Genomic DNA, 24,203 nt, shown 5'->3' with positions numbered 1-24,203 from the left:
TATTTGCCACAACCAGCATGTCCATTATTTTGTATAACGAGGAGAGAATGTGATGAGAATTAATCTGGATGGGCTGGGTTTAACCGAGACACCGGAACATGTATGGGATACTGAAAATCTGCTTGAACTAAGCCTCTATAACAACCGGATCAACACAATTCCCGATCGGCTGTTCCAACATACTGATATTGAAGTTTTGAATTATGCAGGAAATGAAATTGAGATTTTGCCAAGCCTTATCGGTCGCCTTGCTCGCTTGAGAATGCTGGATCTTGGACATAATCGTCTCGAACAGCTGCCCAAAGAAATTGGACAATTAAGCTCGCTGGATACGTTCCTCTACCTGAGCAACAATCGATTTACAAATCTTCCTGCAGAGTTGTGTAACCTCAAGTCACTTCGATATCTGAATGTTACAGACAATCAGCTTCGGGAGCTCCCAGCAGAATTAGGCAATCTGAAGAGCCTCATTGAGCTACGTTTATATTATAACAAACTGGAATCACTTCCCGAATCGCTTACCGAACTAAGCCAATTGAGAGAACTTCACGTATACGGTAATCTGCTCACTTTCCTGCCTCAGGGACTAGGCCACCTTACTGAACTTCGCATATTGGATTGTAACAACAATCGGATTAATGAACTGCCTCACTCTATTCAGGGCATGAAAAAATTGAGAAAGCTAAGCCTTAGAACAAACAGAATAACCCAGTTACCTTCAGAAATCGGTGCACTCGCCAACCTGATTGAGCTAGATTTGAGAGATAACGACATTTTGGAAATTCCTGAATCCATCCTGGAGCTGGAGCATCTGGAGAAGCTTGATCTCAGGTGGAATAGCAATCTGAGGCCCACTTCCTGCTTAACTACCCTCGAGCAAAGAGGCTGTGTGGTTTATACATGAGCATTATAGCCTTCTGCATGAAAAGGTCGAATGAAGGATAGTACCATCTTGGATTTCTCGATGTTACACTTCCTCGACATGCTTCACCCAGATATGCTTGTAGTCGATTTTCCCCCATGCATTTAAGGCCATGCCTTCAAGCATGGGGTGATGCTGGGCTTTCTGAAGGCTGTGATACAGAAAGATGACATTAGATGAACTTTTGAGCTTTTCCTGAATGTCCATAAGCAGCTTCATTCGCTCATCCGAGCTTGGTTCTCCCATACATACTGTTAACTTGTCATCCACATAAGCGGTCAATTCCGGGCTGAGGTGATTACGCAGGAAACTGAAACGGGATTGATACAGCTCCAGCAGGGTAAGGTCTGCCTGCTCGCCAAGCACTTCTCCTGCCATGACCAGGTCGGCCTTTGCCAGCACTTGAGCGTCAGCCAGATGCTCGATCGGGAGCTTCACTACGTTCAGTTGAACCCCCATCTCCTTGCATCGCCTGCTAATCCACGCAGCCGTTTTTTCATTCTCCAACCATTCATACGTGTACAGGTTCAGAGACTGACCTCCATATTCGGATGCCTGAATCCGTTTTTTGGCTTCATCCAGATCAAAACTCGCTGTGTCATCCTGCTGCGCTCCACTGAGCACAAACCCTTCCGATGCACACTGCCTAAGACCACCCAGTTCCTTAATCATTCGTTCCCGATCCAATCCCATATCTATGGCCTGACGAAATAGAATATTTTGCTGAATCCCTGCTTTGCTCAGGTTAAAGGTCAGATAGGTGCTACCATTCTCCAACTGGCTGAGAGAGGGTTCACTCGTTGATTCTCTACTCGCATCCGAATATAACAGCTGCATATCCCTGCCTGTCCTGTGTGATCCAGGTTGTCCTTCATAGTCCGGCCACACCCACATCTCAATCCGATCCAGATGAGGACGCCCTTCAAAGTAAAGATCATTCGCTTCCAATACAAGCAGGGATTCATTATTTTTGATCATACGGAAAGGACCCGTGCCAATCGGCAGTGCTGGGAAACATGCAGCTTTATCAGGGCCTCCCAAATTTTCAGGTACGATCGAACAGCGATCCGTACAGAGAAAAGCTGGAAATACTGCATTGGGCTGGGCAAAATAAAAGTCAATGCGATATCTCCCGGGAGTCTCTATAGCTTTAATTAAAGAAAATATCCATTCTGAGGATGTCCTTCCTGACATGCGTTCAAATGTAAATTTCACATCCTGTGCAGTCATTTCCTGACCGTGGTGGAACCGTACTCCCTTACGTAAGTAAAATCGCCAGCGCGATGATGATTCGTCCCATTCCCAATGATGGGCTAGTCCAGGAAGAATACGTTTTTCCTCTGGATCGAATATGAGGAGTGTATCGAAGATCTGCCTTACCCAATGAGATTCAGTACGCCGCTGAACCCACGCGGGGTCCAGATGAGGGACTGGACGGTAAAAGGGAAAACGCAGCACCTCCCGTTCCTCCTCATCGGTGCGCAAGATGCCCAGCTGTCGTTCCAGCCAATCGGTAAAGTCATCCTTCATTCGCTGTGTACCGGAAGAATCAATTAAACGCCATGCTTCATTCAGCTGCTCATTCTCCACAAGCTGCTTCGCTTTGGCTGCAAGCAGATCCGATATCGAAATATGAAAAGACATTCGGGATACCTTGCCTCTTCCACGACCGGGTATCCATGTCAAATAACCGGATTCCATCAATTTGTTCAGAACTAGCTGTGCATTGCGCCTCGAACAATCCAGCAGTTCAGTGACCTGTTCCATCGTGACTTCAATCATTTCCTGCTCAGGAACACCCTCAAACTGGGTGCGCAAGATAAGGTAATGCTCTTCTGCGTCCATCTTCACCCTCCTAAAAGGCGAAGTCGACTTGGTGAATGCTTCGCTTTTTCTTCCTCTTTTGCAAAAGTATAATGGACCTCATTACCACACGTAAAGAGGAGATTGTTATCCATGTCCGAAATCAACGTACACGCCGCATCTGTCACCACACCCGCCACATCCGTATGGAGAAATCCAAGCTTTATCATTCTGTTTGTTGCCAGCGGCATCATTGCTCTGGGCAATCAAATCTATGAATTGGCCCTGCCTCTTATTTTATATGAACTCACAAAATCTCCTGTAGCGATGTCCACCATGCGTGGCATTGAATTTCTGCCGAATCTGTTTCTCGCCATGTTTATCGGTGTACTGATGGACCGGGTGCATAAGAAATGGTGGTCTATTGGCTCCATCGCGTTACAGGTTATGCTTCTGCTCGCGCTGTTTCTGTCTTTTCAATACGGTAAACCTTCCATTTATGTACTCTACGGGTGCGGTTTTATGCTGATGACACTAAGTTATGCTTTTCGCAATGCATCAGCTGGCATGATCAAGCAATCGGTGCCTACGCCACTGCTAACGTCAGCTAATGCGGCTCTGGGTTTCACCACAACGTTAATTACCATTATGGGTTCCGCCCTGTCAGGAATGCTTTTGATGTTATCCAACTTGTATACGGGGCTGTTAATTACGGCCATTTTACTTGCGGTATCATGTATCATTCTATTACCACTGCACTCTGCACCTGTGTCCAGAGGAACATCTCCTCAGGGCTTCTGGGTAGACTTTAAAGAAGGCTGGATCGAACTGCGACGCAACCATATGTTGCTGGTTATCAGCATTACGGTCATTTTTCTCAATGCCACCTATGGTATGGTGGATGCAACCGTCATCTTTTATGCCAAAGATACTTTGCAACTGCGTAATCTGGAGCTTGGACTTGTACTAGCTGCTGCCGGGGCAGGTGGTTTAATCGGTAGTCTGATGGTAAGCTCCCTGCGCCGCAAATATTCGGCTGGCGTGCTGATTGTGGTGACCACATTGCTTCAAGGATTCGCCTTTTTAATCCTTTGTTTGTCCCACTCCACCTACGGACTTGCAGTGGGCCTGTTTCTATCTGGTATTTTCCAAACCATCAGCACGATCTGCATCTGGACATTCCGTCAGGAATCCACGCCGCATCACATGATAGGCCGGATCAGCGGGATTACCGGCTCTCTGTTCAAGCTCGGCATGCCCTTGGCTATATGGGGAAGCGGCTGGATCTCCGAGCTGTCCAATCCTGCGTTGGTGTTCGGCATAGCCGCAGCCGTCAATGTCATCATTTTTATCTGCTGCCGCTACAGTGTGCTCTGGGACCGAAAATAACAAGCAACATATACAAACAGGTGGCGAGATCACACTCACCACCTGTTTCGCTGTTTCTAGGAACCTCTCCCCATTCTGAAATTCTATGAGTACTCACGCGCTAATTCACCATTCAAATCTGCTATAATCGAACTTCATAGCTTGTTATTAAGGAGGAATCAACTTGTATCGTATGGCTGCAATTGTACTCCTGGCTCTGATTCTGTTCGCAACCGGTTGTCAGAAGGACGAGCCTTCATCCATCCCTTCTCCCGAGGCTGTGCAGGTACCGGATACCCAGAAGATGTATTACATATCACCACAAGGAAACGATTTGAACAAAGGAACCATTCAAGCTCCCTGGAAAACGTTGCAGCATGCTGCCGACCATGCTCCCCCGGGAAGCACCGTTTATTTGCGGGAAGGTATCTATCACCAAAAAGTTAAGATTACCAGAAGCGGTAATTCATCAGGCAATCCAACCCTGTTTTCCAGCTATCTACAGGAGAAGGTCATCATTGATGGTGAAGGTCTGTCGGTACGCGGCATAGAGGGTTTGATTGAAGTCGAAAATGCCAGCTATATTACGATTCAAAATCTCGAAATCCGCAACTTTACTACCTCACTTCGGGGACAAGTGCCTTCTGGCATATATGTTCACGGGGCAGGAGAGCACATTCAACTGCTGGGCAACACCATTCATTCCATTGCCAATGATGCTAAACCTTCAGGACCCGATTTACAGGGCAGAGATGCCCATGGAATTGCGATATATGGTACGGAGCATCCCCAAGCATTGCGTGATATTATCATCAAGGATAATGAAATGTATGATCTCGTGCTAGGCTCAAGTGAGTCACTCGCAGTCAACGGGAATGTGGATACGTTTGGGATACTGGACAATACGATCCATGATACCGACAACATCGGTATTGATCTGATTGGGTATGAAGGAACTTCGGAGGACGACACTTACGATCTAGCGCGAAACGGGATTATACGGGGAAATGAGGTCTATAATATCTCTTCCAATCTTAATCCGTCCTATGGAACGAATCTCCCTAATGACAGCAATTCAGCTGGGGGAATCTATGTAGATGGAGGCAAAAATCATATTATCGACCATAATCGGGTATATCGCAACGATATCGGAATCGAGATTGCTTCGGAGCATGCCGGGCGTTCGACCAGCCACATTACGTTACAGGATAATCTGATTTTTCACAACAGGCTTACAGGCATCGCCATGGGCGGTTATGATGAGGAGCGTGGCTCTACCGAGGACAGCACGATTATGTATAATACGTTAGTAGATAACGACCTGCTGGATGCAGGCAATGGGCAGCTCTTCTTGCAAGCCCAAACGAAGAACAATACGTTCAAACGGAACATTCTCGTATCGGGCAGCTCTGACGTGCTCATTTACAATGAATACACCAGTAATTCGGGGAATGTATTTGATTATAATGTGTACTACTCCCCTGCACCACAAGAAGAGGCCCTGTGGGTATGGAAAAATACAGAGTATTCCGGCTTCACCTCCTACACGGATGGATCAGGAAATGACGCACATTCATTGTATGTAAACCCCCAATTTGTAGATGAAGCCAACGAAGATTTCGCTCTCCAAGGCAGTTCACCTGCCCTTGGAAATGGATTTATGAGCCATGAGTAGATTGATATGATTCCAATTGGTGAAACTCTAAACAAACCGAAAAAAACGCTCAGCCACGATGATGGTTGAGCGTTTTTTCGACTTCAGGATATGGAGTACAGGATTAAACGCTACAAATTATTATTCAGCGTCGTCAGTAATTTTTTCTACCAGTTTCCGCAAGCCATGATTGGTTTCGTTCAATTGATCAATTACACTCATAAACTCTGTGACCAGTTTGGCCTGTTCTTGAGAAGAAACTGAAATCTGGGCAATCTCCTGTTCCATGTTCAGTACGGACTTTTTCACAGCATCAAGAGACTGTTCTATTCGTCCCGTGGCTTCCTTTGTCCCTGTTGACATTTTACGGATTTCCGTGGCTACTACTCCAAAGCCTGCCCCGGCTTCACCGACCCGCGCCGCTTCAATTGCAGCATTTAAACCCAGCAGATTGGTCTGTTCTGAAATTTCTTTTATGTAGCTAACCACTTCATTCACATTACTGGAATCTTCAACCGCGCGTTTCGTATTGCTCAAAATTTCTTCCGAGGTTGCACTCAACTCTTCCGAATGAGCAGCTACATGCTGGATACCTTCAATCAGTCTGCTTGTAACTTCTCCTGCCTGATTCATCAGTTTTTTCAATTGATCCTGGGTATCCATACTATATGTAATGCAAAGGACTGCTTCTATCTCGTTCTGTTCATTCTTAATCGGAAGGAAATAGGAATCCGTAGCGATGCCAAAAACCTCAGCCGGATAATGCTCCCTTGTCTTGGCTTCATTTTTTAACATCTTAAAGTCTCTGTGTATATCTGCAATTGGGTCTCCTGCCTTGAAATCATATTTCAAAGCGTTACCGGATTCGAAAAATAGGAATTTTTCCCGGTCCATGACCGATATGGAAACATCCTGACGTGTAGCTTCGCGAATAAATGGTATTGCAGCCAAAACAGCCTCAACCTGATTCATAATGATATATTCACTTCCTCTTAATAGAGATAATAGTGCTGAATATTATATCGACAGTTATTAATCCATTATGAAGGCTTAATACCATTACTCGCTGCTTCGGCTGCATGGGTCACCCGATTTCGCCCGCCCGTTTTGGAGGCATAGAGCGCCTGATCCGCCTTTTGAAACAAAGACTGATCTGTATCTTCCTGCGAAACCGTTGCCGCGCCAATACTCACTGTAATGTTATACTCTCCCCAATCGGCAGAGGCGACCTGTGAACGGTATCTCTCTGCTATAGTTACAGCTTGCTCTCGATCACAATCCGCAAGAATAATGACAAATTCTTCTCCGCCATAACGCGCCACCACATCCGTGCTTCGTGACACCGATTGCAGCAGGCCTGCCAGGTTACCCAAAACCAGATCTCCAATCGGATGTCCATACGTATCGTTAATACTCTTGAAGTGATCAATATCAACGACAAGAAGGGAGAAAACAAACTGAGTATCCCGGAAGAGAGCCAAACTTTCCAGCATTTTATCCTGAAAAAATCTGCGGTTCTTGAGTCCTGTAAGCAGATCCGTCGAGGCCATTGTCTCCAGCTGATCATTTACTTTAATCAATGCCTGCTGCTTCACCTTGTATTCTTCGTGCAGTCGTTCAAGCTCCTTGTTCGCTTCATGGGTAGCTTGATACAACTCTTGCAGCTTCGTTTTGGTATTCAAAATATCCTTTTCATGCTCAATTCGCTTGCGCATGACAACCACAACACAATCGATTACGTTTTCCCCATTGCGGGTCTGGCGAACCCCGTTCAGTAGAACCGGAACATCCTGTTGATCGCTGGTCCGAAATGAAAAATACATCTCATCCACATGTCCATATAACTGAATGTAGGGATAGAAATACGTATGAAAAAAAAGCTTGTTGGTCACAGACATGGTGGACTCGATATGTCGTCCCAACAGCTCGTTGCGTTCATATCCCAGCAAAGTCAGCAGGGTTTGATTAATGGATTGAATGATTCCCGAATCAGCGATCGAGAAGTAGCCACATGGAGCCACATCTAATTGAATATCCATGAAATAATTGCCTTTCCTCTCATTTTATTTACACGCTCTGCAAATAGTCTATAATGAAGCGGCTTGTCTCTTCAGGCTGACTCAAATGTGGATAATGTCCCTTGGCCGTCATCTGTTGAAGTCTGCTGTTCTTCAGATGTGTATGCAAGTAATGCCCCACTTCAACAGGCGCAATGCTGTCATCTGAGCATTGAAGAATGAGCGTAGGTACCGAGGCGCGCTCCAATTCATCCCTACAATCCGAGAAAAACGTCACTTCCGCAAATTGTCTGGCAATATGCGGATCTCTCGAACAAAAGCTTTTTTCCAACTCATCCGTCAGCTCTTTCCGTTCCTGATTCTGCATAACAATCGGAGCGAGATAGCTGGCCCAACCTATGAAGTTCATCTGCATCATTTCCAGCAGTTCATCAATGTCACGCCGATCAAAACCGCCATAATAACCCGGAAGATCGTTTACATAACGCGGGGAAGGCCCGAGCATAACAATATGTCTAAAATAGTTGGATGCTTCGATGGAAGCGAGCATGCCAATCATGCTGCTGACAGAATGCCCAACAAATATGGCGTCTCTCAATTCGAGCGCTTCCATAATCTCCAGCACATCCTGTGCATATCCTCGCAGACTGCTATATTTTTCAGCATCATAATAGTTAATTTGAGATTGGCCAGAGCCTACATAATCAAATAAAACGACACGATAATTATCCATGAAGCTCGGAACGATATAACGCCACATATCCTGATCACATCCAAAACCATGGGCAAAAACAATCGTTTGACTGCCAGAACCGAGCACCTTCACGTTATTGCGTACAAGTACATCAATCGCCACAACAATCACCTCTCTGAGGTAGTATCCTTTTGTATTGTCTATCTGGTTATTATATCGGAAAATGCTGGGATATGGATAGAAAATATTAATTTCCTCATCTCGGAAGGTACAGATAGACATCGTACAGAATTATTTTTAGATCTTTACAATCTGACTATCGTCAGATAAAATCAGATAAACATGTCGCGCGACAGAGATTATATTGCGGAGGAAGACGATGAACACTCTGACCGATAACCATTTGCCTCAGAAATTGTGGGGAAGATCCTTTATTTTTATTATGCTGGCTAATGCATTTTTGTTTATGGCTTTTGAAATGCTGCTTCCCACTCTGCCTTTATTCGTTTCATCCCTAGGAGGAGAAGCTTCCCAAATCGGACTTGTCACAGGTATTTTTATGTTCTCTGCCATCCTGGTAAGGCCATTTACAGCAGTATTGGCCACAAGAATGGACAAAAAATATCTTCTGATTATCGGCATAGCAATCTGTGCTTTAAGCACTGGAGCATACTACCTCTCGTCAGGTATATGGATGATTCTTGTGTTACGAGTCATTCACGGTTTTGGCTTTGGTTTGGCGACAACATTTTTCGCAACGATTGCTACGGAGAACATGCCGAAAGAACGACGCGGGGAAGGCATGGGATATTTCGGAGTGGGTGAGACCGTAGCTATATCCATTGGACCACTGGTTGGAACCAGCCTGTTGTTCAGATACAATTATCAAAGTCTTTTTGTGGGAGGGATGTGCATATTGCTGTTAGCCCTTCTGATGGCGGTATTTGTATCCCGAAAACCAAAGCCGGTCCAAGGCAATCAAAGAACGGAGCTCCCCGTTGCTACAGTCAAGCTAATCGAGAAAAAAGTATTATTTCCTTCCCTCCTGATCATGTTGGTAGGCATAGCTGCTGGTTCCATCATGTCATTTGTGGCTTTGTTTGCCTCAGAACGTGGTTTTGAGAATGTAGCCTGGTTTTTCTTTATCGTGGCGATAGCCAGCTTTGCAGTTCGATTATTCTCTGGGAAAATGTTTGATCGGTTAGGGCCAGGCTCGGTATTGCTGCCATCAGCCGGATTTGCAATCGCTGGACTGTTTATGCTAACAGTAGCCCAGAATGAAGTACATTTCCTGCTCGCCGGGGCGCTGTACGGTTTTGGTTTTGGTGCCATTTTCCCAGCCATTCAGACCTGGTGTGTAAATCTCGTCGATGAACATGAACACGAGAATGCCATGGCCTCCTTCTTCAACTTCTTCGATCTTGGTATTGGCGGCGGGTCGCTCGTGCTTGGTATGATGGCTTCTGCTTTTTCCTATACAATGGTGTATCATATTGCCATAGGTGTCTTTGTGGTATATCTATTATTATTTTTGGTATACTCACGGAGACAGCGGATGAGAGATCAAGCCAACCAACTGGAGGTAAACCTTGAGTAAAAGAAGAATTAAAGAAATCGCCATCCAACATTTCAACCGCCACGGTTATGAAGGGACCAAAATGGCCCAGATTGCCGAAGAAGCAGGCATTCGCAAGCAATCGCTTGCTTATCATTTTCCAACAAAAAAAGCTCTGCTGATCGAAATATATGAGGAAGTAGTTCAGGAGGAACAACAATTCGTAAAACAGTTCTTTCAAAAAGAGACTGCACAGCCTTTGGAGCAGCAACTGCATGCCTTTTTAATTGAACACAAAAATCGGTTCCTGACCAACCCGAATGTGGCCTTTATGTATATATTGTCTTTTATTACTCCACTAGAGGTCCATGATTTTGTGCTGGCTCAGTACCGTTCATATCTGGGCACGTTGAAGGAAGAGCTTGCAGAAGTTTTCGCGAGACATCCAGATATCCGTTTAAGTCCAGAAGAAGCAACTTTAGCCTTCGTAACGCTTATGGATGGTCTTGATGTGCAGCTTGTGTATGAGACAAGACAATCCTACGAGCAGGCTTTGGCGATCACCTGGAATGTTTTCTGGTCAGGTATCCAGCAGCGCTGAGCACCAGGACCAGGTACACCTTTTGGTGAATGATTGACGTGAAACCAAAGAGGAGCATCTCCCCAAGTTTATACTTTTTGGGAACCGCTCCTCTTTGTTTTGTTTCATTTTACAGTCAATATCACACGTTGATAATGCTTCAACTGGTGCTCCCCATCATCCTGTACTTCCGCTACGATATGAATGGTATCGCCCGATTTGGCATCGTCAGGTACCGTGAACGTTACAGCATTGGTATCGCTGTCCTCTAATTGTATTGTATTCAGCTTCTCACCCTTTGCCAGTTCACGATGCAATCCAAGCTGCAAGTCTCCCGCCATCTCAGGCTGGACTTTCTCCTCCTGGACGTTGGAATCTTTGTACGTATCTGCTTCAAAATATCTCCACCATTTGTAAGTCAGTTGATCCCCATCCGGGTCTTGGCCTTCTGCATGAAGGATTACTTTCTCACCCGGACTGACGGACAGGTCCAATCCTTCCTTAATTGTTAATGACGGATTATGATTGGCTCCTTCATACGTATCCGTGACGGCCCAATCGGCACGAGCAGCAAAATCATTCTGAATATCGTCAAACCATCTCATCAGAGAGTATTCAGCCTCATAACGTTTGGTATACGGATCGTAGTCAAGAACGTTGTTCCTGAACAGCTTTTCATTTACTACACCGAAGCGTCCACCCCAACCACCGTAAGAAGGGTCTTCCATACTGCGCAGGCCATTGTCGATCAGATAGAAGAAGGATGGAGAATCACCCTCAGAGATAAAATCGTATTTATCATATTGCGGATTTTTCTTCAGATATTCAGCACTACCGCGCTGCTCTTCGTCCAGCTCGCCTTCAATCATTTTGCCATCACCCATGGATGCATACATATCCAACAACTTGCCATGACCATCCAGAATGTTTTTAATCATCCAGTCGCCATGCAGCTTACTGTTGACTTCCTCTGTATGGAATTTCCACGCATAGGCAAAATGCCAGAAGTTCGATTGGTCGTTCAGAATACGAATGTCCGGCCAATTTTTTGCAATATAGTCATTATAGCTGTCATCCTGATCGAGGATAATGTATAACACCAGTTTATCACTGACTTTTTTGCGAATCGTTTCCCACTCCGCCGTATCCTTATATTGTTCTTCAATCGATTTCAATGCTCTGGCTGTTGTATTCGTACCGCCCCAGGTCTGCACAATCAGATCTCTGGAATCATCGTCGAGGAAAAGCGTCTGGAGAAATTCGGAACCTTCCGTTTCTTTCACCATCTCACCTTTGTCAGTGATATTACCGATTTTGGTCATCTTGCGAAGCTGTTCCGGCTCCGGATATCCCTCTGCATGTTGGGACAAATTGGGATAAATCTCACCATAGGCATCAATCATATCATACACCCACTGCGTACCTGTCCAGCGGAAAGGTTTGATTCCTGCTTCCTCATCCCCTGCATAATGATACACTGAACTGGTCAGTACAATGCCCGCAAGATCCATTTCATTGGAGTATAATAGAAAACGAATAACCGAGTTCATATCATCCACTTCACCATCGGTAGTAATCACCGTTCTGGCTTTGGTTGCGGACTGATTTGAAGTTTCTGTAGGTTCATTTTGTTCCTGTTCTGCTGTCTTGTTCGGTGTTTCAGTAGCCGATTGCGGTGTTTTGGATGCGCATCCACTGACAATCAGAATCACACTGAGGCAGCCAGCGGCCAAAACATTTAACCATTTTCTAGTACTCATGTTCGTGTTGTTCCCCTTTCTTGTGTTCCACGCGATGTGTTTTTGGGAATGTCTGCGATGTTAGCCTGCTACTTAATATGGTCCATAAAATGCAAAAAAACCCAAACATCAATATGAGTTGGACAGAGTCCACGCATATCGACATTCAGGTTTTGCCTGCCAAAGCAGTAACAATCCTCATTTGAGAAAAAGTATAGCATAATCTTAGTTTACTGTAAACGCATTCAATATTACTGCTTCTTTAGTTCAATTTATATAACCACAGGGTGTAGATTTCACCATTTTGATATATGATAATTCTTATGATTATGAGTGTATGTAACCACTTGAAAATAAGCCTAACACAAGGAGGAATCAGACACCGATGGAACAACTGAAGGCAGCCCTAATCCGTTTTGTGGAGCAGCAAGATTTATATAATGAAGCTTATGGACTTTTCAAAAATCATGATCTTCGTCCTCGTGAACAACATCGCCAGCCGGAAGTGGACGAACGAATCCCGCTCTCTCCAGAGCTGCAATATCTGTACAGCCAGTACGAGATGATGGATGAACAGGCCAAAGGCACACTCAAAATGAAAAGTGCAGCTGTCGAGATCGGTGATGCAGCTCTAATCTTCTTTGTTGCACCTGAACATCTCTATCGTCAACAACTGGGGCACCGCTGGATCGGAATGAACGAACCTTATGAGGAGTCAGCCTCTTGGCAAAAAAATCATGTTGTCATCGCGAATTTTAATGATGATCCATTGATTGTGGATACAGCTGTACCGCATTCACCGGTATATGCTGCTTTTGCAGGTGAAGAACCTCAGCTTATTGCCGATTCATTAACAGACTTTTTCAATGCACTCGCCATCCTGATTGAAGCTGCACGGGCCTATGACGGGGAATTGAAGGACGAGGAAACTTATGAAACCAAACCCGAATATTTGGAGCATGTCGAACCTATATTGAATGATTTACTTGGAGTAGAGCATACTGCACATTTTTTCGAATATTTGTCATTTCGTTAAAAGTAAAGGATCACAAGTTACGGAGGATTGAATCATGATTTATGTTGCTTTGCTTCGGGGCATTAATGTGGGCGGGAATAACAAAGTCAATATGAAACAGTTAAAAGAAACCTTTGAGCAAGCTGGCTTGCTGGATGTGGTGACATATATCAACTCAGGCAATATTGTCTTTGCCGATCATCAGGAACGCGTGGATGCGAATACGGAATTATCCCAAATTCTTGAACAAGCCATAGCTGTCGATTTTGGCTTACAGATCAAAGTGATGGTACGTAATCTGGATGAAGTCCGAACTGTTATTCAAGCACTACCGGAGGACTGGACGAATGATGCCACGGCCAAAAGTGATGTCATGTTCCTCTGGGATGAAGTGAATGATGCTTCAGTTCTGGACAAACTGCCCATCAAACCGGAGATCGGCACATTGCTATATGTTCCCGGAGCTATTTTATATTCCGTCAGTAAAGAACTTGTCACCAAAAGTGGTATGAACAAGCTCATAGGCTCCAAGGTCTACAAATATATGACGGTCCGGAACGTGAACACGACCCGCCAGATTTACAAGCTGATGCAAGCTGCAGCTGAGAGATGATCAGGGCCAAGTGAAGTGTCTTGCCAGTTTTCAAAGCTTATTCGGAGGGGATTGCATGAATCAGGAGCCGGCATGGAACGTTAGCATAAAATCTGTGGAGCGGGAGGAATTTTATTTTGCCCCGAATACGGGATGGCAGGTGAAGGTACCCACCTTCCGAGTACACTTCAATACAGACTGCGAATTAAGGCTGCATGCTCAAGATCAGATTTTGATAACTGTTGGTGAGGTTGGAACAGCAGACTGGGCCGCATTTATTGGAATGGCAATAGAATGCGGACCTGATTCGATCCTGCTGTACACAAATCCCCAGTATGAGTCACGATTGGTGGAAGCCTGGCAGTTTGAAATGGTCTTCTCACCACTTAATTCCATTGAAGGTGCCCAGAACGTAATCGATACGTTGGGGTTCTTCCCACCCTTTCACTACGATGAACTAACAAATGTGAAGCTGGAAAATGCGGATCAAGGCGCTAGGTATGAACATCTGTCCCTGACGATTACTCATACTTCCACAGACGGGTTGGAACAGCCCCTCGACTTTAATTTTGAAGATGTGCAGTTTAAGAACATCTCTCCCGCCGAGGAAAGAAATGTCTGCTTGCAGCTCAGCTTCGCTTACGAAGGTGAACAGATTGGCGTGCAACTGGACGCAATGACCGGATTCGCAGCGACATTTCTATGCCGCAAAGTTGTGGTTCAGTTAGGTTAATAACATTACCCGGCAACGGAATGGGTTTGATTTTTCCTCACCCCCAGCATGACTGCACCCATGACGAGAACCAACAGGGCTACCAGCATGAAGGGAATATGTTTATCCACCTGATACAGCGTTGTTGTCAGTAAAGGGGTAATCACGGCAGATATGCCCTGAATCGCTGCAACCAATCCGGCTGCGCCACCCTGCTGTTCTTTGCTGACCGAAAGAGAAGCTCCCGCCATGAAACCAGGCATCATCAGACCCGAACCCATGCCGAACAGGAAGAATGAGAGATAATAGGCTACCAATTGACTGGAAATCAGAAACAAAACCATGCTTGTGAGCAGAAAAAGGGACCCGAGCAAAATCATTGGCCGCGGCTGCCATTTCAACCACTTCATCTGAATTACCTGCATAATCAGCATTGCAGCTCCGGAGAACATGAGTCCGAATGAGACCATTCTGGCTGTAGCTCCTGGAGATAATGCGAGCTGATCCTGAAAATAAAATCCACCCACAACCTGTAACGTCATAATACCAATCATTGTAACCAACCCGGCAGCAAGATACATACGCAAACCGCGTTGGAGCGGGTTAACCTTGGGCGCTTTCTCCTGAATGACCGGTTGGGCAGCAGGAATGAGCAACAAAGCGATAATAAACGCCGCTACCGCAATAAAAATACCAAAATAAAGCGGCCACAGCAGACCGATAATCGTAAAAGCACCTGCTATCGCAGGACCAAATACAAGTCCCAGCCCATTGGCGGCACTAATAATCGCCATCCCACTTCCCCGCTCTTCTCCTTCCGTCACATCTCCCATATATGCCTGAGAAGAGGATAACACTGCCGGGATGAACATACCAATCAAGCTCCGCGTTACAATCAGGAGAGTTAACAGCAGGCCCCCTCCGATCCACGCATTTAATCCACTATACATCGCCAATGCAAACAACGCACAGCTTATGGACATGCCTATGAATCCAATCAATATGATGGGTTTTCTGCCTTTCAGATCACTGAATCTGCCCCATACCGGACCCATCACAGCCATGGCGATGGACCCGAGTGAAATAATTAGCCCGGAATGACTTTCTTTCATCCCCAGCTCACGAATAAGCGGCGGCATAATGGGAGCAATAAGCATAAGACCCAACATGGCTGCAAATACGCTAAAAAAGATACTTCCTCTAATTCTGTTCACGCTCATACACTCCTTTATTTTTCAGTACAGTATCCACTGTACCTGGAGTATACAAGGCTGAGAGAGTGTCGACTGCCTCCATACGGAACAATTAACGGTTAGACGGATTATTAATATATTTTTTTCATTTCCGATGGCTTCACGCCGAATTTGCGATAGAATTGCTGGGAAAAGGCACTGATATTGCTGTAACCAACTGCTATCGCTGCCTCAGTAACGTTGTTCTGCTGGCTGCGCAGCAATTTCATGGCGTTATCCAGACGAATCTGGCGCAAATATTCAAATACGGTAGTGCCGAATAACGCCTTGAATCCTTTTTTCAATTTAAAATCGTTTAGACCCACCTGTTTGGACAACGCCAGCAGGGACGGAGGGTCCACCATGCATGCCTCCATAATCTCTCGGGCAGTATGCAACTTCCGTATATCCTCTCTGGAAAATCCCGAAGGGATAGGTGCCAGATCAAATAGCTGGATCATAAACCGATTCAATATCTCCAATGCGGTCGCTTCCATCATTAAGGAAGATCTATAAGGGTTGTTCAATTCCCCAATCAGACTGTCAATCATCGTTCGAATTCTGTGATCCAGCTGAAATATGATCGGTTTGAACACACAATGTCCTAAAATGTCCTGAAACCGAATGGACTGGCTCGTTGCCAATTGAGCGCCCGCATAATTAAACAATGAGATAGGAATTCCGATAGCAAAAGAAGTATAATTCTCCAGTGCAGGTGGATGAAACCAGGCTTCAAAATCACGCATCATAATGAGTGCTCCCTGCCCAGTGGCCAGCGTATATTCCTGACCAGATATATCTACGTAACGCGCACCTGACAATGCGAATTGAAGCTCAATGATGGGAATATTGGACGCAAAGAACGTAGAGCACGGTTCACTATATTTAATCTGAGAATACACAATTTCGATACCACTATACGTGGTTACTCTTTTTATATTGCCACTGCCCGCTTTAGCAGAGAGCAGGTACGTATTTTCATCTTGCTGACTGAATGGTTCCTGCGTTAAGTAATGCTGGTATACGACAGCTAACGAATCGAAACCCATATGTTCTCACCTCGTCTATAACTTGATCTTAACTTTCAGAAAGAGATTCATTTAATTGAGAATAATTCTCAATAATTCTACCTCAATTTCTGCTTTTAGACCAGCCCCATGACGAAGATCACTACACTTCAAACCGAAAATGAACCATAAACCACCTGTCGAAATCGAATGTTCAGGTTGAAAATAAAGAGATACGCCTTTAACTAAAAAAGGACACGAGAGATCATCCTCTCGTGTCCTTTCGCATAGCTTAATCCCGTCCTTATTCCCAGAAAAAACGTCCGGCAAATACCTGCTCCGTCAGCAACTTGTATGTCTCGTCTGGCAATTCTTTTTTCATTTTAGCTATTACGGCATCCTTGCCTCCATTATATTGTGTAGACATGCCAATCACTGCGGTAGTATTGCTTGCGTCCAAGCGCATGATTGGTGCTCCGGCATCTTTGGTCCAAGGTGTCCATTCAGCCCGTTCTGATGATCCACCACGACCCGGGTTGCCTGTATAGAGGAATTGCTTCAAGTATGCTGCCATCGCGGCAGACAATGCCTCACGGCCAGGTTTGTTTTGTTCACTAAAATAACCTTCAGGGAAAAGGGCGGCGACACCGTCTGTGTGTCCTGTGTAAAAGTCCATATCCGCGCCATGCGGCGCGCCCATTAATGTTTGCAGTCTTTCGGAAATGACCCCAGGTTGTGTGCCCCATGCAAAACGATAGGCATATACAGGTGGCCGTCCCACTTCACTCGTCAGGCGTTCAGCTACCCGCTCTGCATTGAAGCCTGCATAAGCCTCACTGCCGTATTTCAGAGCTGCGTTATACTCTTTGGCCTTGGTTTCATCTGTAAACAGAGTTTCATCTTGAATGGAAAGTACAAAGTTTGGATCACCAAAGGCAAAGCTGGAAAACTCGGTTTCCAAACTGCCGAGCAAAACAGGCACTTGTGCATAATTACCGCTGTTGATGGCATCAAAGCCTTCTTTTGGAATGACTGTCCCGTCATGGAACAAATGTGGGAATGGCTGCATACGAATTGCCGTTGAACCATATGCAGTCACCAGTTTATCTGCAGGCAACTCACGCAAATAACTCGCCATCTGTGCCTGAGACTGCTTACCGATCCATGTTCTCGCATGTTCGATAGAGGTCACTTTTCCCTCTTCCAGAAGCAATTTCACAAGTGCATCCTCGGATTTTTGCTCCCCTTCCTCCGGTGCAGCCTTGGTCAGGCCACCACTGAAAGCAGCTGCTTTCTGAAATAACCCTTTGCTTAGAGGAGAGATTAACGCTGCCAGAACATTACGTGCTCCTGCCGACTGCCCGGCCAACGTAACATTTCCTGTATCTCCGCCAAAGCCCTCGATATTATCCTGTACCCACTGCAGTGCACGGAATGCATCAAGCAAGCCATAGTTGCCCGAATCATCAAGAGCATTTCCGGTTTTCAATGCCGCGTTTCGAAAGAACCCAAGAGCTCCCAAACGATAGTTGACCGATAAGATAATGCTATTCGTGTTACGTGCAAGCTGTTCACCCTGAAAATCCTTACCTGATCCGGTCATATTCCCGCCGCCGTGCAAAAACACCATAATCGGAAGCTTCGAACGGGTTGTATTCGGACGCCAAATATTGAGATACAGTGAGTCTTCACTTCCGGCTATCGTTTCGCCGGATAACTGCAAGCTGCTCGCAGCAAATTCCTTGGTTGTTCGAGTGCCTGTCCATGAATCCGGTTCACGCGGCGCTTTCCAGCGTAATTCACCTACCGGAGGTGCTGCATAAGGAACGCCTAGCCAGCCGAGCGTACCGTATTGTTCATAGGTTTTGCCGTCAATGGCTCCATATTTCGTCTGCTGCAATGTTTGAGGTTTGAACCCCTGATCCTGTTTATGTTTCATCCAGCTCTGCTCCAAGGTCCCGCCGCCATTTTTGAGCTGCGCCTGCAACGCTTATGCAGTCGCCTCAGCCAACTGGCGATTGGTACGTTCGCTCGTGCTCCTGCCTTGAAGCGCGTTCACCTCCTTGACCGATATGTAAGTCAAAACCTCTCCTTGGTTGCAGATATATCCTTCTAGTGTGTTCGTGCCAATCTCTCCAGCAGTTCCACCGCAGGAGCCAACACGGCTTCGTCAATATCGAATTCAGGATGGTGATGCGGAGCAGGCAGCTCGCTGCCAATAATCATATACGTAGCTTTCCCACCTTGTTCCTGTACGCGCCGAATCATGTAACTGGCATCCTCACTTCCGAGTGAAGCACCGTCCGAGATAGCCTGCGCATGGGTAAATCCTGCGATGCCTTCAGTTTGCTGCACAGCAAGCTCTGCAAGCTCCATATCACAGCGAATAGGAACTGCACCGCCGATGACTTCAACCGTAGAGCTTAACTCATGCATCGCCGCGCTGTGCTCGATGATCTGACGCACTCGTCGCTCCAGCTCACGATTCGTTTCTTCTGTCGTTGAACGGGTTTCAATCACCATCCGTGCGTGCTCGGGAATAATATTGGCCCCTGTTCCGCCTTCAAGAATACCCACATTAATGCGTGTATCTGCCGTGCTAAACCGAGGCAGCGCATGAATATTAAGGAGTGCTGTAGAGGCTCCAAGCAAAGCATTCCGTCCTTCCTCCGGTGTAGATCCGGCATGAGAAGACACACCTGTAAAATGGGCTTCCAGCTTGGTCGTTGCCAGGAATCCAGTAGACGCCCCTCTGATATGACCAGATGGCACACCTGTACCCAGATGTATGCAGAACAGACGGTCCACCTGTTCCAGCATGCCTTTTTCGACCATGGCATGCGCACCACGCACACCTTCTTCAGCAGGCTGGAACAACAGACGGATCTTCCCGGCGAACTTCCGATTACTCAAACGTTCTGCAAGAGCAAGCCCAATGGCAGTGTGTGCGTCGTGTGCGCAAGCGTGCATAATGCCTTCATGACTGGAGCGGAATTGCCCCATCTGTGGTATATGCTTGTCCGACTTGCTCTCTCGGATCGGAAGTGCATCCATATCAAAGCGGAACGCAGTTGTTGGTCCTTCCATTTCTCCTTGTAACTCAGCGACAACCGCCGTGAATCCCCCTCGCATCTGGTGCACAATCGCTGGATCTGCTCCTTCATCGAGGGCACGCTGATATGCATCGTCCAACACTTCAGGCTTTGGCAGACCTCGCCGCGATTTGTCATCAATCGCATCTTTTCCATAGGTCACACGGTACCCCAGTTCCGTTAACATCTGCACGACTTTGGCAGCCGTACGGAATTCAGTGAATCCCAGCTCTGGATGTTCGTGAAGGTCTCGTCGAAGCGCAATAATATCAATCATGGTCACCTCACCTCTCTCATCAAGCTCTCTATTTCATCCTGCATATACCTTATACAATACGAATTCTATGCCATAGGTCGCTAATCCTGTTTGTGATTCTTATGCAAACGTGCTTCACGACCAGCCCATACTGATTGAAAGCTCCTTGCTGGATATCTGCTGTCCTATCCCCATTCCGTCAAGAGAGAAGTGCTGGCTCATTGAAGCAACTGGTCTCCACCATAATGAGATGACGAATATTCAGTACCTATCCAGCTGCCTTTCTCTAATCGTAAAATTTACATTTAGTTAATCGAGTACATACGCTCATTTATCATTGATTGTATACACTGGTTTTGGATACCAAACTATACATATCATTAGGAGGATGTATTCATGTTCAATCGATTCAATACCCGTGCCGCCAAAATGATGCTCGCGGTTACGACCATTGTTACAGCTACGCTGGGAGGCAGTAGTGCAGCATGGGCTGTGGAAGACACCACCTCATCTGCTTCACCGATCAAAAATGTAATCATCCTGATCCCGGACGGTATGGCGAACGATGCAACAGCTTTGGCTCGCTGGTACAAAGGTTCCTCTCTTACACTCGACTCCATGGCTAGTGGCATGGTTCGTACACACTCTGCGGATGCGCCGATTGCGGACTCGGCTCCTGCGGGAACAGCCTTTGCTACAGGTCACAAATCACATACAGGTTATGTCGGAGTGCTGCCGGATAAAGCAACAATGCCTGGACAAAAAGCCATCGCCCCGGGGGATGCCAAAAAACCGGTCGCTTCGATTCTGGAAGCATCCAGACTGGCAGGCAAAGCAACTGGAATCATTGCGACATCTGAAATTATGCACGCCACACCAGCGGACTTCTCAGCCCATTATCCGGATCGCAAAAATTATGATGCATTGAGCAAACAGCAGGTCTATAACGGTATGGACGTGGTTCTCGGTGGAGGAAGCAGTTATTTGGAGCCTGCGGGACGCAAAGATGGCGAAAATCTGGTCTCATCCATCAAAGCACTGGGCTACGATTATGTGACTACTCCGGCAGCGATGAAAGCTTCCACTTCAGGCAAGCTGTGGGGCATGTTTGCCCCGGCAGGCATGGCTTACAATATGGATCGTGATCCATCTAAACAGCCAAGTCTCGCCGAGATGACAACTAAAGCGATCGAAGTTCTGTCCAAAGATGAAGATGGTTTCTTCCTGATGGTTGAAGGCAGCAAGGTCGACTGGGCAGCACATGCCAACGATCCAATCGGCATTATCAGTGATGTGCTGGCATTCGATGATGCTGTCAAAGTAGCCATGGATTTTGCCAAAAAAGATCAAGAAACCGTCGTTGTCGCTGTCACGGACCACCAGAACGGTGGATTGACGATCGGCAATGCCTCAACTACAGGTACTTACGACAAAGAGCCGTTGTCCACATTTATCGGACCTCTGAAAAAGGCCAAGCTGACAGGCGAAGGTCTGGAATCCAAGCTGGATGCCAAACGCACCAATATCAAAGCCGTGATGAAGCAATACTATGGCATTACCGACCTGACTTCCGAGGAAATCGCGGCCATTAAAGCGGCAAGCCCGGGAAGCCTCAATTATACGGTTGGACCGATGATCAGCAAACGTTCCGGCATCGGCTGGACCACTGGCGGACATACGGGTGGAGATGTTGTGCTGTATACGTACGCTCCGAATAATGATCGACCTTTCGGTGTTATCGACAACACGGATGTGGCCAAATACATGGCACGTGTGCTGGACCTTGACCTCGATAGCGTTAGTAAACAATTATTTGTCCCTGCCAAACAGGCTTTTACTGCCAAAGGTGCAACGTACAAGCTGGACCTGACGGATGCCAAAAATCCGAAGATCCTCGTAACAAAAGGTAACACCAAGCTTGAACTGCAAATCTACAAAAATATCGCACTCGTTAATGGTAAAAAGACAACTCTGGATGGGGTTATTGTCTACAATGGCGTAGAAACTTTTGTGCCACAGGATGCAATTGATCTGATTCAATAAAAAAAGTGCCCGCTCATTAAACGGCACTCTTAACCAAACTGCCCAGGAATATTCTTGGGCGGTTTTTTCGAATTCACTTTTAAAGGTAACGTGGTATGATAGGCCCACGCACAAGCTTATCGTATAATAAGCATGACGTTGATGAATATGACGCAAAAAAGGAGAGACTCATTATGTTGATCAGATTAAACTGGATCACACTGCGTGTACGCGATCTGGAAGCATCACTCCGCTTCTACCACGAAATGCTCGGGCTGCCGATTCAGCGCAGATTCGAAAGCCGGGGGCGGCAGATTGCCATGCTGGGACTGGAAAATGAAACGAAGTTGGAACTGATTGAGGGCAGCGAAACCACACTCAAGTCAGAGACCGGTGTTTCGATCGGCTATGAGGTAAGTTCACTGAACGAAGCCATGGAGCAGCTCGCCGCATTAGGCATCCCGATTGTACGAGGTCCCGTCCAGCCCAATCCGCATCTGCGGTTTATCTACATTGCCGATCCAGATGGCTTCGAAGTTCAGTTGGCCGAACATACCTGATTAAGGCACAATTATGTTTGAGGCGAATCAAAATAAGTGTACGTTTCACGATGACTGACCTGCTGTGTGCGGAGCCAAACCTGCACGCGCACCCCACATAGGACGGCGTCAACACGCAGTTGTGCAAGTTTACAGCTTCATCCGACGCATCAGCGGTACACCCACGCGATTCAAAAGTCGTTCAAGCAGCAGCCAGCACCAGCGTCTTCTCATTGGCAGATGGCGCTCATACACGGCAGAATACTCAAAATCCGACACAGCGCCACGGTTGCGTTTGAACTGCGCAGCACCAGCACTCTCATGCAGCAGATGACCGTTCTCACGGGCCTGTCCAATCAGGCAAGCTGACAGCATACGGTACAGCCCGATAGACTGGGGGAGGGCCGTATCGTAACCGAACAACGGTGTTGTCATTACCCCATTTCGACAGAAGTATCCCATAACCGCATCGATACGCCCTTCTTTCCGCAGACCATACAAACTCAGCGCTCCCGAAGCTTTTGCTGTAGCAATGAACTGTTCACTGAATTGCGGATTATCATAAGAGTATTTATCAAGGTACAGCAGCTTGTACAGTTCCGCAATTCGTGGAATATCTTTCTCCGTCAGATCCGCTTCGGAAACGAATTCATATCCATGCTTGGTCAACAATTCATAATCTCTCTTCAGCAGCCAGCGCGACTTCGCATTGCCAAAATTCGGATCATTCGCCCGGAACAGATAGATTTGCCGGCTCGGGATCAGCAGAGATCCTGCTTGCTTCAGCTTTTCCGTCAGATCAGAGTGAAGCTCGGGGCACAAGGAGCGAAATAAGACAGCATGCTCAGGATAACGTTCCCTTACAGCTGCAAGCAGACAAACCGCCTGCTCACCGGACATAGCTGGGTACAGGTTTGTTGATAACAGCCAGTTGTTGATATGTACAACTTTGTTTATTTGTGATTGTCGCATTCCCCAACCCACCGCACTGAGCAGCACGGAAAGCCCCTTCTCCAGCAACGGTTTCCGAAGCAGCATCAACTCCTGCTTGGCATACCGCACATAATGCGTATAAGGAGAACAAACGTAAGAATTTTCATACTCTGTATCATTTACCGTCAACGGAAGCACAAGATCGTCGATCCGGGCGATGAGCAGGGTTGTGCTTACGTTTACCATGAAGCCCTGCGTCCCTTGCAACATCATGGGTTCCAAATATGCTCTTGCATATCTGCCATCCTCCGTATTGGGCCAGTCCATATCTTCAACCGAGTTCCGATCATAGAATCGAATGCGACTACCGCAATTTTTATTCGTTGCTGGATCTGTACGATCGCCGCTATCCGTCCTTTTTTCCATTACTGCATTCTTCACGTTCTGCTCCTCCAATTACCCAAACTTCC

General features: G+C 46.5%; 20 protein-coding genes. 10 read left to right on the top strand and 10 right to left on the bottom strand.

Annotated elements, in window-relative coordinates:
- Positions 1-52 precede the first annotated feature (52 nt).
- On the top strand, positions 53-904 hold the full coding sequence (locus DC345_RS14205) for a leucine-rich repeat domain-containing protein (protein WP_113053648.1): 852 nt from the start codon (positions 53-55) through the stop codon (positions 902-904).
- Positions 905-967: 63 nt separating this feature from the next.
- Here DC345_RS14205 and DC345_RS14200 read toward each other — a convergent pair whose 3' ends face one another.
- Positions 968-2,767: an SgrR family transcriptional regulator gene (locus DC345_RS14200; RefSeq protein WP_113053647.1), complete on the bottom strand. Its 1,800-nt coding sequence runs from the start codon at positions 2,765-2,767 to the stop codon at positions 968-970.
- A gap of 111 nt (positions 2,768-2,878) precedes the next feature.
- On the opposite strand from DC345_RS14200, the gene DC345_RS14195 reads away from it, so the two are divergent.
- On the top strand, positions 2,879-4,114 hold the full coding sequence (locus tag DC345_RS14195; RefSeq protein WP_113053646.1) for an MFS transporter: 1,236 nt from the start codon (positions 2,879-2,881) through the stop codon (positions 4,112-4,114).
- A gap of 172 nt (positions 4,115-4,286) precedes the next feature.
- Positions 4,287-5,768: a right-handed parallel beta-helix repeat-containing protein gene (locus DC345_RS14190; RefSeq protein WP_258530679.1), complete on the top strand. Its 1,482-nt coding sequence runs from the start codon at positions 4,287-4,289 to the stop codon at positions 5,766-5,768.
- 120 nt (positions 5,769-5,888) lie between these two features.
- Here DC345_RS14190 and DC345_RS14185 read toward each other — a convergent pair whose 3' ends face one another.
- From DC345_RS14185 to DC345_RS14175, 3 genes are all read right to left on the bottom strand, one after another.
- Complete coding sequence (locus tag DC345_RS14185) at positions 5,889-6,719, bottom strand: methyl-accepting chemotaxis protein (protein ID WP_113053644.1); 831 nt, start codon at positions 6,717-6,719, stop codon at positions 5,889-5,891.
- A gap of 68 nt (positions 6,720-6,787) precedes the next feature.
- On the bottom strand, positions 6,788-7,786 hold the full coding sequence (locus DC345_RS14180) for a sensor domain-containing diguanylate cyclase (protein WP_113053643.1): 999 nt from the start codon (positions 7,784-7,786) through the stop codon (positions 6,788-6,790).
- Between the two features lie 28 nt (positions 7,787-7,814).
- The gene (locus DC345_RS14175) at positions 7,815-8,621 is read right to left on the bottom strand and encodes an alpha/beta fold hydrolase (RefSeq protein ID WP_113053642.1); all 807 of its coding nucleotides are present in this window, start codon (positions 8,619-8,621) and stop codon (positions 7,815-7,817) included.
- A 217-nt stretch (positions 8,622-8,838) separates the two neighbouring features.
- Here DC345_RS14175 and DC345_RS14170 point away from each other — a divergent pair, with 217 nt between their 5' ends.
- On the top strand, positions 8,839-10,056 hold the full coding sequence (locus tag DC345_RS14170) for an MFS transporter (protein ID WP_113053641.1): 1,218 nt from the start codon (positions 8,839-8,841) through the stop codon (positions 10,054-10,056).
- Entirely contained in the window at positions 10,049-10,615 is a 567-nt protein-coding gene (locus DC345_RS14165; RefSeq protein ID WP_113053640.1) for a TetR/AcrR family transcriptional regulator, read from the top strand. Before DC345_RS14170 ends, DC345_RS14165 begins: the two co-directional genes overlap by 8 nt.
- A gap of 104 nt (positions 10,616-10,719) precedes the next feature.
- Here DC345_RS14165 and DC345_RS14160 read toward each other — a convergent pair whose 3' ends face one another.
- Positions 10,720-12,354: a nucleoside hydrolase-like domain-containing protein gene (locus DC345_RS14160; RefSeq protein ID WP_113053639.1), complete on the bottom strand. Its 1,635-nt coding sequence runs from the start codon at positions 12,352-12,354 to the stop codon at positions 10,720-10,722.
- A gap of 364 nt (positions 12,355-12,718) precedes the next feature.
- Between DC345_RS14160 and DC345_RS14155 the strand changes: the two genes are divergently transcribed.
- From DC345_RS14155 to DC345_RS14145, 3 genes are read left to right on the top strand one after another with little or no spacing between them, the layout of a single operon-like run.
- Positions 12,719-13,369: a hypothetical protein gene (locus DC345_RS14155; RefSeq protein WP_113053638.1), complete on the top strand. Its 651-nt coding sequence runs from the start codon at positions 12,719-12,721 to the stop codon at positions 13,367-13,369.
- Positions 13,370-13,403: 34 nt separating this feature from the next.
- Positions 13,404-13,961, top strand: a complete 558-nt coding sequence (locus DC345_RS14150) for a DUF1697 domain-containing protein (protein WP_113053637.1) — start codon at positions 13,404-13,406, stop codon at positions 13,959-13,961.
- Positions 13,962-14,016: 55 nt separating this feature from the next.
- Positions 14,017-14,673, top strand: coding sequence for an Imm50 family immunity protein (locus DC345_RS14145; RefSeq protein WP_113053636.1), 657 nt, complete (start codon positions 14,017-14,019; stop codon positions 14,671-14,673).
- A 5-nt stretch (positions 14,674-14,678) separates the two neighbouring features.
- Here the strand turns inward: DC345_RS14145 and DC345_RS14140 are convergent, their stop codons facing one another.
- The 4 genes from DC345_RS14140 to DC345_RS14125 all read right to left on the bottom strand — a co-directional run bounded on the left by DC345_RS14140 (position 14,679) and on the right by DC345_RS14125 (position 20,260).
- Positions 14,679-15,866 carry an MFS transporter gene (locus tag DC345_RS14140; protein ID WP_113053635.1) on the bottom strand — a complete coding sequence of 396 codons (1,188 nt, stop codon included), beginning with the start codon at positions 15,864-15,866 and terminating at the stop codon, positions 14,679-14,681.
- Positions 15,867-15,976: 110 nt separating this feature from the next.
- Positions 15,977-16,933 (bottom strand): helix-turn-helix transcriptional regulator, encoded by a 957-nt coding sequence (locus DC345_RS14135; RefSeq protein ID WP_064636122.1) that lies wholly within the window; start codon positions 16,931-16,933, stop codon positions 15,977-15,979.
- Between the two features lie 262 nt (positions 16,934-17,195).
- On the bottom strand, positions 17,196-18,830 hold the full coding sequence (locus DC345_RS14130) for a carboxylesterase/lipase family protein (RefSeq protein WP_113053762.1): 1,635 nt from the start codon (positions 18,828-18,830) through the stop codon (positions 17,196-17,198).
- Between the two features lie 173 nt (positions 18,831-19,003).
- Positions 19,004-20,260, bottom strand: coding sequence for an amidohydrolase (locus DC345_RS14125; RefSeq protein WP_113053634.1), 1,257 nt, complete (start codon positions 20,258-20,260; stop codon positions 19,004-19,006).
- 375 nt (positions 20,261-20,635) lie between these two features.
- Between DC345_RS14125 and DC345_RS14120 the strand changes: the two genes are divergently transcribed.
- Entirely contained in the window at positions 20,636-22,282 is a 1,647-nt protein-coding gene (locus DC345_RS14120; RefSeq protein ID WP_258530658.1) for an alkaline phosphatase, read from the top strand.
- A 173-nt stretch (positions 22,283-22,455) separates the two neighbouring features.
- Positions 22,456-22,821, top strand: coding sequence for a VOC family protein (locus DC345_RS14115; protein ID WP_113053633.1), 366 nt, complete (start codon positions 22,456-22,458; stop codon positions 22,819-22,821).
- A 129-nt stretch (positions 22,822-22,950) separates the two neighbouring features.
- On the opposite strand, the gene DC345_RS14110 is transcribed toward DC345_RS14115, so the two are convergent.
- Complete coding sequence (locus DC345_RS14110) at positions 22,951-24,174, bottom strand: GNAT family N-acetyltransferase (protein WP_113053760.1); 1,224 nt, start codon at positions 24,172-24,174, stop codon at positions 22,951-22,953.
- Between the last annotated feature and the right edge of the window lie 29 nt (positions 24,175-24,203).

This window comes from Paenibacillus taichungensis (assembly GCF_003287275.1).
In the GTDB taxonomy this organism is placed as follows: Bacteria; Bacillota; Bacilli; order Paenibacillales; family Paenibacillaceae; genus Paenibacillus; species Paenibacillus taichungensis_A.
This window is presented reverse-complemented; position numbering and strand designations above follow the sequence as displayed.